The 11,069-nt window shown below is 60.6% G+C and carries 9 protein-coding genes; 6 read left to right on the forward strand and 3 right to left on the reverse strand.

Going from position 1 to position 11,069, the window contains the following annotated elements:
- Nucleotides 1-55: 55 nt before the first annotated feature.
- The gene (gene ppk2 / locus IB246_RS05175; protein WP_008027519.1) at nt 56-877 is read right to left on the reverse strand and encodes a polyphosphate kinase 2; all 822 of its coding nucleotides are present in this window, start codon (nt 875-877) and stop codon (nt 56-58) included.
- Between the two features lie 106 nt (nt 878-983).
- On the opposite strand from ppk2, the gene IB246_RS05180 reads away from it, so the two are divergent.
- The 5 genes from IB246_RS05180 to IB246_RS05200 all read left to right on the forward strand — a co-directional run bounded on the left by IB246_RS05180 (nt 984) and on the right by IB246_RS05200 (nt 8,167).
- Entirely contained in the window at nt 984-1,886 is a 903-nt protein-coding gene (locus IB246_RS05180) for a LysR family transcriptional regulator (protein WP_008041374.1), read from the forward strand.
- 130 nt (nt 1,887-2,016) lie between these two features.
- Nucleotides 2,017-2,643, forward strand: coding sequence for a glutathione S-transferase family protein (locus IB246_RS05185; protein ID WP_008041372.1), 627 nt, complete (start codon nt 2,017-2,019; stop codon nt 2,641-2,643).
- 63 nt (nt 2,644-2,706) lie between these two features.
- On the forward strand, nt 2,707-4,737 hold the full coding sequence (locus IB246_RS05190) for a pyridoxamine 5'-phosphate oxidase family protein (protein WP_008041370.1): 2,031 nt from the start codon (nt 2,707-2,709) through the stop codon (nt 4,735-4,737).
- Between the two features lie 129 nt (nt 4,738-4,866).
- The gene (locus tag IB246_RS05195; RefSeq protein WP_008041369.1) at nt 4,867-6,063 is read left to right on the forward strand and encodes a DUF3142 domain-containing protein; all 1,197 of its coding nucleotides are present in this window, start codon (nt 4,867-4,869) and stop codon (nt 6,061-6,063) included.
- A complete protein-coding gene (locus tag IB246_RS05200; protein ID WP_008041367.1) occupies nt 6,050-8,167 on the forward strand; it encodes a hypothetical protein in 2,118 nt (705 codons plus the stop codon). Before IB246_RS05195 ends, IB246_RS05200 begins: the two co-directional genes overlap by 14 nt.
- A gap of 3 nt (nt 8,168-8,170) precedes the next feature.
- On the opposite strand, the gene IB246_RS05205 is transcribed toward IB246_RS05200, so the two are convergent.
- Entirely contained in the window at nt 8,171-8,800 is a 630-nt protein-coding gene (locus IB246_RS05205; RefSeq protein WP_008041366.1) for a LysE family translocator, read from the reverse strand.
- Between the two features lie 144 nt (nt 8,801-8,944).
- Here IB246_RS05205 and IB246_RS05210 point away from each other — a divergent pair, with 144 nt between their 5' ends.
- Nucleotides 8,945-9,418 (forward strand): Lrp/AsnC family transcriptional regulator, encoded by a 474-nt coding sequence (locus tag IB246_RS05210; protein WP_008027506.1) that lies wholly within the window; start codon nt 8,945-8,947, stop codon nt 9,416-9,418.
- Between the two features lie 121 nt (nt 9,419-9,539).
- Here IB246_RS05210 and lpdA read toward each other — a convergent pair whose 3' ends face one another.
- The gene (lpdA, locus tag IB246_RS05215) at nt 9,540-10,940 is read right to left on the reverse strand and encodes a dihydrolipoyl dehydrogenase (protein ID WP_008041365.1); all 1,401 of its coding nucleotides are present in this window, start codon (nt 10,938-10,940) and stop codon (nt 9,540-9,542) included.
- Between the last annotated feature and the right edge of the window lie 129 nt (nt 10,941-11,069).

Here is an 11,069-nt window from a genome sequence, read left to right on the forward strand (position 1 = left end):
AATCGAGGGGCAAGGTTCCTGTTGTTCACAGGACCTTGCCCCTTTTACATTCAGCTCAGAATTTTTCCTCTATCAATCGCAGTGGATAATCCGGCTCTCGATAGCTGCCTGGCTTCTGGCGTTTGGGCAACTTCACGGGCTCCCTCGGAACATCCTTATAGGGAATGCGGCTGAGCAGGTCGGTGATGATGTTCAGGCGAGCCCGTCGCTTGTCATTGGAGTTGGCCACGAACCAGGGGGCATGTTCGGTGTCGGTCATCTTGAACATGTCGTCACGGGCGCGTGAATAGTCGTACCAGCGGCTGTATGACTTGAGATCCATGCCGGTGAGCTTCCAGATTTTGCGTCCATCCTTGATGCGTGCCTGAAGACGTCGTGTCTGTTCCTCTTGGCTGACCTCCAGCCAATATTTGATCAGGATGACGCCCGAATCGACGATTGCACGTTCCACCAACGGAATCGACTTCAGGAAACGGTCAACCTGCTCCTGGGTGCAGAACCCCATCACACGCTCAACGCCCGCACGGTTGTACCAACTGCGATCGAAGATCACCACTTCGCCAGCCGCCGGCAGATGCGGCAGGTACCGCTGGACATACATCTGGGTTTTCTCACGTTCGGTCGGCGCGCTCAACGCCACCACCCGAAAGATACGTGGGCTCACCCGTTCAGTCAGGGCCTTGATTGTCCCTCCCTTGCCGGCACCGTCGCGGCCCTCGAAAACAATGCACACCTTGATCCCTTTTTGCCGTACCCACTCCTGCAACTTGACGGTTTCGACGTGCAGTCGGCGCAGTTCTTCCAGGTAGTCCTTGTTAGACATCTTCGAGCTGTCGGCAGCGTTCTGCTTAAGCGGGCGCTTCTTATCCTTTGCCATAATCAAGACCTCGCAAATTCCCGGTTATGTCAGACTAGATTGTTTTGAACGCCGTATTGGATTCGCAGCCTGACGGTAGCGATTATCTGAGTAGAGGACATACCCAGTGGACCGATTCCAGGAAATGCAGGTCTTCGCCGCCGTCGCCCAGGACCAAGGTTTTTCGGCTGCGGCGCGGCGTTTGGGCCTGTCGGCGGCCAGTGTTACCCGTGCCGTGGCCGCGCTGGAAAAACGCATTGGCACACGCTTGCTGACGCGCACCACACGCAGCGTGCATTTGAGCGAGGCGGGTCAGCGGTATCTCGAAGACTGTAGGAGGATTCTTGCCGAGGTGCAGGAAGCGGAGGATTCAGCTGCGGGCAGTCATGCCGAACCCCGTGGGCAACTGACGATCACCGCGCCGGTGTTATTTGGCGAGTTGTTCGTTACGCCGGTAATGGTGAGTTATCTGAAGCAGTTTCCTGAAGTCTGCATCAACGGCTTGCTGGTCGATCGGGTGGTGAGCATGGTCGAGGAGGGGATTGATGTGGCTGTGCGCATCGGTGAGTTGCCCGACAGCAACCAGCACGCGATCCGCGTCGGCGAAGTACGGCGGGTGATTTGCGCTGCTCCGCCATTTTTGGAGGCGCAAGGCAGGCCGGTGCATCCTCAGGATCTGGCGCGTGCACCGGTTATTTCGACGTCCGCTATTGGTCAGCTTAAAAGCTGGCCTTTTCAGGATGCGCGCGAGCCACTCAGCGTGCGGGTTGAATCGCGATTGGTGGTGACGGCGAATCAGGCAGCCATTACGGCTGCGTGTCTCGGGCTGGGATTCACCCGTGTCCTGTCTTATCAAGTCGCCAGTAAAGTCGCTTCCGGCGAACTGGAAATCGTATTGGCTGACTTCGAACTGCCGCCATTGCCCATCCATGTGGTGTATCAGGGCGGCCGCAATGCGCCGGCCCGGATTCGCAGTTTTGTCGACTTCACGGTGAAAGCACTGCGCGAACACCCGGCCTTGCAGGGCTGATGGATTATTGCACTGGCTGAAATAATTGATTGCGTTTGCTGGTTATTCTGTTGTTTTGGTTGGGGGTGGAAGATGGCTCCCATCGGCGCTGATCGTTTCAGAACGGCGCCACCACCCAGCGGAGTCGACCATGCAAGCGATCAAACTCTACAACTTCCCACGTTCCGGCCATGCTCACCGTGTGGAGCTGATGTTATCCCTGCTGCAACTGCCGACCGAGCTGATCCTGGTCGATATGGCCAAGGGCGCGCACAAACAGCCGGATTATCTGGCGATCAACCCGTTCGGACAGGTCCCGGCCATCGATGATCAAGGCGTGGTGCTGGCCGATTCCAACGCGATTCTGGTTTACCTGGCGAAAAAATACGGTAACGGTCGCTGGCTGCCAGACGACCCGCTCGGTGCCGCCAAGGTTCAACGCTGGTTGTCAGTGGCGGCTGGACCGATTGCCTTTGGCCCGGGCCGGGCCCGGCTGATCACGGTGTTTGGCGCGCCTTACAGGGCTGAAGAGACGATCGCTTACGCCCACGTCTGGCTCAAACTGATCGATCAGGAACTGGCGGATACGGTTTACCTGACCGGCAGCGAACCGACCATTGCCGACGTGGCCGCCTACAGTTACATCGCCCACGCTCCGGAAGGCAACGTGTCGCTCGAGGACTACGCCAACGTGCGGGCCTGGCTGGCGCGCATCGAAGCCTTGCCAGGGTTTGTCGGCATGCCGCGCACCGTCGCCGGCCTGCAAAAAACTGCCTGATACCTGCGGCCCGGCATTGTCGGGCCGTTCACACTGCGCCTGGCGCGCACGGGAGAAGCCGTAATGGACCAGTCACCTTGGCACGCGGGCGAAAAACAGTTGCAGGCACACGTCGGTGTTGCCCAGCGAATGGAGGAGTTGGGTCGTAGGGTGGTTCGCACTGAGATGCCGGACCAACACCGCAAATTCTATGAGCAACTGCCGTTCATGCTGTATGGCGCAGTGGATGCCGACGGCAATCCTTGGGCGAGCATTCTTGAAGGGCAACCGGGCTTCGCTCATTCGCCCCAGCCAGGTGCGCTGCAATTCAACAGCTTGCCGGGGGCGGATGACCCGGCGCAATTGACTGATGGCGCGGCGATCGGCTTGTTGGGGATCGAACTGCACACGCGGCGGCGCAACCGCCTCAATGGTCGCGTCGGCGCCGTGACGGCGAATGGCTTCGGCGTAACGGTCGAACAGTCCTTCGGCAACTGCCCGCAATACATTCAATTGCGGCAGTTTCGTTCGGTGCCGCTGGCGGATCCCTCGACGCGCATCGCGCAGCACCTGGGCGCTCTGGATGACGCTGCCAAAGCCATGATTGCCGACGCCGATACCTTCTTCGTCGCCAGTTATGTGGATGTCGACGGTCGGCGCTCAGTGGACGTTTCCCACCGTGGCGGTCAGGCCGGTTTCGTACACGTGGAAGGTAATCGTCTGACCATCCCGGACTTCGCCGGCAATCTGTTCTTCAATACCCTGGGCAACCTGTTGATCAATCCACGGGCGGGTTTGCTGTTTATCGATTTCAACTCCGGCGACCTGCTGCACCTCAGCGGTCGTACCGAAATCATCCTTGAAGGCCCCCAAGTCGAAGCCTTTCAAGGCGCCGAGCGTCTGTGGACATTCGAGGTGGAGCAGGTGGTGCGTCGGCCTGCAGCACTGGCTCTGCGCTGGCGCTTCGACGGCGTATCGCCCACCAGTTTGCTGACGGGCACCTGGGAGCAGGCCAACGCACGCCTGCAAGCCCGGGCGCTGGGTGATCATTGGCGGCCGCTGCGGGTGGTGCGCATCGAAGCGGAAAGCCACAACATCCGCTCGATCTATCTGGAGCCCGCCGATGGCGCCGGGTTGCCGCTGTTTCAAGCGGGGCAGCATCTACCGCTGCGGTTCAACATTGGCGGCGAGGTGCATATCCGCACCTACAGCCTGTCGAGCGCGCCGTCCGATGACTTTTTCCGCATCAGCGTGAAGCGAGAAGGGCGGGTGTCTTCGCATCTGCATGAGCAGGTTCGTGTCGGTGACCTGCTGGAAGCCCGCGCGCCTCAGGGGCACTTCACCGTGGCAACCCATGAACGTCGGCCGCTGGTGTTGTTGGCCGCCGGCGTAGGCATTACGCCGCTGCTGTCGATGGTACGGGAGGTGGTGTATCAAGGCCTGCGCACCCGACACATTCGGCCTACATGGTTTTTCCAGAGTTCGCGCACGCTGGCTGATCAACCGTTTCGCTCCGAGCTGGATCGTTTGCTGGATGACGCCGGTGATTCGGTGCGGGTGCTGCGTCTGCTCAGTCAGCCGGAGGCCGATGCTCACGAGGGTGAGGACTTTGACCTGACCGGACGGATAGACGCCGCGTTGCTGAAGAACATCCTTGAAGTGGAGGACTACGATCAGCTCGATTTTGTACTCTGCGGGCCGGGCAGTTTTACCCAGGGGCTGTACGACAGCCTGCGGGAACTGGACATCCGTGACAGCAGGATTCACGCCGAGACCTTCGGCCCGTCGACCTTGCGTCGCCGGCCGGACCCCGATGCGGTGGTCATCGAGCAACCGCCCGCCGCGACCACGTCAGTGCCGGTGGTGTTCGAGCGTTCGGCCAAAGAAGCTCGCTGGCAACCCGACGGCGGCAGTTTGCTGGAGTTGGCGGAAAGCCGCGGTTTGCGCCCGGAGTTCAGTTGCCGCGGCGGTTCCTGCGGGACCTGTAAGACTCGCCTGATCAGCGGTCAGGTGAATTATCCACAGCCACCAGCGGAAGTGCCGGAAGTAGGACATGTCCTGATTTGTTGTGCGATTCCGGCGCAGGGCTCGCAGCCTTTGGTGCTCGACCTGTAGCATCTGACGCGGCGTGTAGGAGCGAGCGATGCGGCGACCCGACTTGCCCGCGAAGCTTTTGGCGGAGTTTAGGACGCCTTCGCGGGCAAGCCTCGCTCCTACAAGATGAGATTCAGGCTTAGGAGATTTATGGTTTTTCTCGCTCGCCTGTCAGGCTTGCTGGTGATGCTGGCTTTGCTTAGCGGTTGCGAACAACAGGACGCACCGCCGCTCGATCAGCAACTTTATGTATGGCAACGACAATGGACGCCGGCCCACGAAGCCGCACTCAAAGACAGCCGTGCGGATTTTTCGACCCTGCGGGTGTTGGCCTTGCAGGCATTCCCCAAGGCGGGCTGGAACCGGGCGCGAATCGACCCGGTGCTGCTCAAACGGGATGGCCGGCCGCTGATTGCGGTGATTCGTCTCGATGGCCAGCTCAAGTCGCTGGATCAGGACGAGGTCTCTGCGCAGATCCTGCAAGTGCTCAGCGATTGGCAGGCGCAGGGGCTGGTGCTCTCCGGCGTGGAAATCGACCACGATGCCGGGAACGCTCGGCTACCGGCTTATCGGAAATTCCTCACGGATTTGCGCGCGGTGCTGCCGGCTTCCATGCCGTTGAGCATTACTGCGCTGCCGGCGTGGCTCGACAGTCCTGAACTGCCTGCATTGTTATCCACAGTCGATAGCAGCGTGTTGCAGGTACATGCGGTGAGCGACCCGCGCATGGGATTGTTTGACCCGGATCAGGCCAGAAAATGGGCCGGCGCCTGGAGCCGCATCACGTCGAAACCTTTTTATCTGGCGCTGCCGGCCTATGGCGTAGCGTTGTTGCCGCAGGCCGGCGGCGCACCCGACGTGGAAAGCGAAGTGCCCATTGAGCGCGTCGGTGAGCGCCGGGAATTGCTGGCCGATCCGCAGCAACTGAGCACACTTGCTACCCAGTTGCGCGACGATCCACCGGCTCATCTGGCCGGGCTGATCTGGTTTCGCCTGCCGTTGGCCAATGATCGCCGGGCCTGGAGCCTGACGACCTTGCGCGCCGTGGCCCGTGGCGATGCCCTCGATAGTCGCCTGACGCTGAAACTCTCGGCGCAGGATGGCCTCTATGACGTCAGCATCAGCAATCAAGGCAACCTCGACAGCGCCTGGCCCGAACGCCTGACGCTCGCCGCGCGAGGTTGTGAGGGCGCCGATGCGCTGGCCGGTTATGCGTTGCAACAAAGCCCGGATCTGCTTACCTTCACCCGCCTGCGCGACGGTCGGATCCCGGCCGGTGGGCAGCGCGCCATTGGTTGGGCACGCTGCACAAACATTGATCAAGGAGGTTCGAATGTTCACCCGTAACTGGCCCCGCCATTTGCTTTGCCTGAGCCTCGGTTTTCCACTGGGTTCGGCAGTGGCCTGCGGGCCGGATTTCCCTATGCGCCTGCTCGACAACCGGGGCCAGTCGCTGGCGGAGCTGCCGGAAGGCAACTTCCGGTTCGAGATCAGTCGTCTCGGGCAGGCGATTACGGGTTTGAAGAACGTCAGCGAAGTCGTCTACAGCATGGACGCGCCTGACTATGCCGTGCAGCGCGACGACGCCGAACAGGCTGGTTTGACGGCGCCGCAGCAGGCGTTGGTCAAACAACTGCGCACGCTGAGCGATGCTCATCAGGTCGAGGCGCAGGGCGCAGGCCTGCCGACCGAGCACAGGCTCTATCTGGCGGGCGCCGTGGCGTTCAGCGCCGGTGACCATGGATTGGCCGCCGATTACTTCCAGAAAGTGCTCGCATTGCCGGCGGATCAACGCGCGTTGCGCAGCACGTGGGCCGCTTATTCGCTGGGCCGGGCGCTGTTTGCCATGAGCAGCGAAGCGGACGCCACGCCCGATCTGCTGACGCAGTCGCGCAAGGCCTTTGAGCAGGCGCGCCAGTTGAGCATCGACGGTTTCAGCGACCCATTGGGGCTTGGCGTCGCCAGCCTCGGCGAAGAGGCGCGTGTCGCTCGCACGGCGGGCGATTGGGACAACGCTATAAAACTCTACGCCACGCAAAACCTCCACGGTTCCGCAGTGGGTTACACCTCATTGAAGCTGTTGATGGCCGATCTGGCGGCGATGCCCGACGAGCAACTGGCCGCGTTGCTTAAAGGCAAACCGGTGCAGCAGCTGGTCACGGCGTCACTGATCAGCCGGTTGGGTTGGTCATTTGGTGATCAACCGCCAAACGAACAAAAACTGATCAAACTGCTGCAGAACAGCACGCGCGGTAGCCTCGACAATGCTGATCGACTGGCCGCCGTGAATTATCAACAGGGCGATTACGCCAGCGCCAAGGCATTTCTTGAACACGCCGGTGACGGTGGCCTGGCATGGTGGCTGCGGGCGAAACTGGCGATGCGCGAGGGTGATAAAACGGCTGCCGCCGCCGCGTACGCCAAGGCTGCCCAGGCCTTCCCGCAGAACGAATCCTGGGGCGAGCGACGGACACCGGACTGGGATTTCGAAACGCTTCAGCCCAAGTGCCGCGTCGAGGGGGAAAGCGCGATCCTGGCCTTGCAACGTGGGGATTATTTGCAGGCATTCGATCAGCTTTATCGCAGCAATGACATTTACTGGTTCGACGCTGCGACCGTCGCTGAGCGTGTACTGACCGTCGATGAACTCAAGCACTACGTCGACACTCAAGTGCCGGCGCCGCCAGCGCTGACTCAACAGGATCGCGATAACTACGTGCCGTTGTCGGTGGCGGCGAAGTTGCGCAACCTGCTGGGGCGGCGCTTGCTGCGTGAGGGCCGTTATGATGAGGCGCCAGGCTATTTCGACAATGCCAACTTGCAGGCCAAGGCCAAGTGGTACGGGGAATTGCGTCACGATGCCGAGTCGAAATGGTGGCCAACCAAACGGGCATTCGCTTATTACCATGCCGCGACCGTGGCTCGTTTCGACGGAATGGAGCTGTTGGGCTACGAGATGTCTCCGGATTACGCCACTTTCGGTGGTAATTACAGTCTCGAGGCTCCCGAGCTCAAGGTCGGCCCGTTGATGGCCGAGGGTGAGGTGAAACGCCAGCAAGCCACGTTGGCGCAACCTGATGAGCGTTTCCATTACCGGTTTGTTGCCACCGCGCTGGCGAGTAAAGCGGCTGATCTTTTACCCCACAGCAGTCAGGCTTTCGCGTCGGTGCTGTGCAAGGCTTCGTCGTGGGGTACGAACCTGCAAGAGCAAAGCGCGTTCTACCGTCGTTATGTCGAGGAAGGCCCGTATGTCGTCTGGGCGGGGGATTTCGGTCACCAATGCCAGGACCCGGACTTTCAGCGCGCCGACAAGCGCTACGTCACCCAGGTCACCGACGCCGTGCGCTCCGAGCTGCGGCCTTACAAAAAAACTTTGCAGATCGGCGGTGTGTTGGCGGTCACGGCAGCGGCATTGTTACTGATCAATCGTCGTCGCCGTAAGTCGCAGTAAGGTTCAAACCTGTTGAACAAAGGTCAGTCGCAGGGCAAAACCAATCAACAGGCTGCCAAACAACCACTGCTGTACGCGCTGGGCCGAAGGACTGCGTTGCAGCCAGCGGCCAAGCGCGGCGCCGGCCAAGGCGTACGCGCTGTCGAACAACAAACCGACACTGACCAGCACCACGCCCAGGGTCGCGAATTGTGCGAGCACCGGCCCTGCATGCGGATCGATAAACTGCGGCAGCAGCACCGAGCAGAACAGCAGCGCCTTGGGGTTCAGCAGGTTGGTCAACAATCCGCGCTGAATGGCTTCGCGCCAACGAGGTTTTCCACAGGCTGAATCTGCGCCGTTCAGGCTCGGGAGCATCGTGGTCCGCAGGCATTGAATGCCGATCCACAACAGGTACGCGGCCCCGGCCAGGCGCACCAAATCGAACGTCCAGGGCGCGGCCTTGAACAGTGCCGCCAGCCCCAGTGCCGCCAACGCCACGTGACAACCCCGGGCAATGCCCAATCCCACCGCCGTGGCCAGCGCCGCGCCTTTGCCCTGACGAGCGCCGGTTTGCAGCAGCAGAATCATGTCCGGGCCTGGGAGCAGGTAAACCACTGCCAGCGCCATGAAAAACAGCCAAAGCCCCGCCATGCTGCACCCCTTTCGTTGTCGATTCGGTAGCGCCAGTCTAGGGCTGAAACACAGGGCAGGTGGTTGCGTAGTTTGCTTCTAAACAGTCTTGAATTGGCATAACCTGCCATTCTCTGACGCCTATACCATCAGGATCTGCCAAACATGAAACTGGACGCTTACGACCGAAAAATTCTCGCGGCCCTGCAACGTGACGGTCGTTTGAGCAACGTACAACTGGCTGACGAGATTGGTCTGTCCGCGTCCCCCTGTTTGCGTCGGGTGCGGATGTTGGAGGAGGCCGGGGTGATTCGCGGCTATCAGGCCAATCTGGATCGCGATGAAGTCGGGTTGGGGCTGACGGTGTTTGTCGGGGTCAAGGTCGAACGCCACAACGACGAACAGGCCGAAGCCTTCCGTGTGGCGGTGATGGCGTTGCCCGAGGTGATTTCGGCGTTTCTGGTGTCAGGGGAATCGGATTTTCTGTTGCAGGTGGTGGTGCCGGATTTGCGTGCTTATGACCGCTTTCTCACCGGGCGTTTGCTGAAGTTGCCGGGCGTGAGCGACATCCGCAGCAACTTTGCGATCCACACGGTGAAAACGCCTGGGGCTTTGCCGTTGGAACACTTGCCGCTCTAGACCGAGTTGCCCCCTTCGCGAGCAAGCCCGCTCCCACATGTGATCTGTGGCGTACACAAAACCAGTGTGGGAGCGAGCCTGCTCGCGATGGCGATAGATCAGTCTCATCAGGTCTCCAGCCCTACATCTGCGTCGCCATCCCCTCCACATTCATCGCCGCCTGGCGCAAAGCCTCGGAGCGGGTCGGGTGTGGATGACAGGTCAGGGCAATATCTTCAGCCGAAGCACTGAACTCCATGGCCACGCAATATTCGCCAATCATTTCACTGACGCTCGGGCCTACCAGGTGTACACCGAGAATCTCGTCGGTGCGCTCATCGGCCAGCACTTTGGCGAAGCCTTCAGTCTCGTGGTTGATCTTTGCCCGGCTGTTGGCGGTGAAGGGGAATTTACCGACCTTGTACGCGCGGCCCTCAGCCTTGAGTTGCTCTTCGGTCTTGCCGACGCTGGCCAGCTCCGGCCTGGTGTAAATGACGTTGGGGATCAGGTCGTAATTGACCTCGCCTGCCTTGCCGACGATCTGCTCGATACAGGCCATGGCTTCATCTTCGGCCTTGTGCGCGAGCATCGGCCCCGACGTGACATCGCCGATGACCCACACGCCTGCCGCTTCAGTGCGATGACCCTTGTTGGCGAGCATGCCGCGTTTATCCGTGGCGAGGCCGACGTTCTCCAGCCCCAGCCCCTCGGTGTAAGGCCGGCGCCCGATGGCGACCAGCACGTAATCGGCTTCGAGTAGTTCGGCAGTACCGCCGGCGGCCGGTTCGACGCTGAGCTGAACGCTGTTCGCCGAGGTCGTGGCGCGGGTGACTTTCGAACTCAGCTTGAAGCTGATGCCTTGCTTGCTCAACGAACGTTGCAGGGTTTTGCCCGCCTCACCGTCCACACCAGGGCAGATCCGGTCGAGAAACTCGACCACGGTTACCTGTGCACCCAAACGCCGCCACACCGAGCCCAATTCCAGGCCAATGACCCCGGCGCCAATCACCACCAGATGCTTGGGTACTTCGGACAAAGAAAGCGCACCTGTGGAATCGAGGATGCGCGTGTTGTCGATGTCCACGCCGGGCAGGGGAGTGGGCTCGGAGCCGGTGGCAATGATGATGTCCTTGGCGCTCAGCTCAGTCTTGCCGCCCTGGCTGTCCGTTACCGTGACTTTGCCCGGCCCGTCGATATGGCCCCACCCCTTGATCCAGTCGACCTTGTTTTTGCGGAACAGAAACTCGATGCCCTTGGTCAGCCCGGCAACACTGTCATCCTTCTGCATCATCATTTGCGCGAGGTTCAGCGTGGGTTTGACCTCGATACCGAGGTTGGCAAATTCCGCACCCATGGCCGCGTCATACAATTCAGAAGCATGCAGCAATGCCTTGGACGGCATGCAACCGACGTTCAGGCAGGTGCCGCCGAGGGTGGCGCGGCCTTCGACACAGGCGGCTTTAAGGCCCAACTGGCCGGCGCGAATCGCCGCGTTATAGCCGCCGGGGCCTCCGCCCAGTATCACGACGTCATAGTTGCTCATGGATGTACTCCTGAATTGGATGGGAATCGGGCTGGATAAACGTAGTTCCTGAATAAAATTACGAGCGTAATATGTGCGCAGCCACGCCTTTCGGTCAAGGCTTCAGCCAAGCGACAGGTTGAGCGTCTT

The organism is Pseudomonas sp. PDM01 (assembly GCF_014852325.1).
Classification (GTDB): Bacteria; Pseudomonadota; Gammaproteobacteria; order Pseudomonadales; family Pseudomonadaceae; genus Aquipseudomonas; species Aquipseudomonas migulae.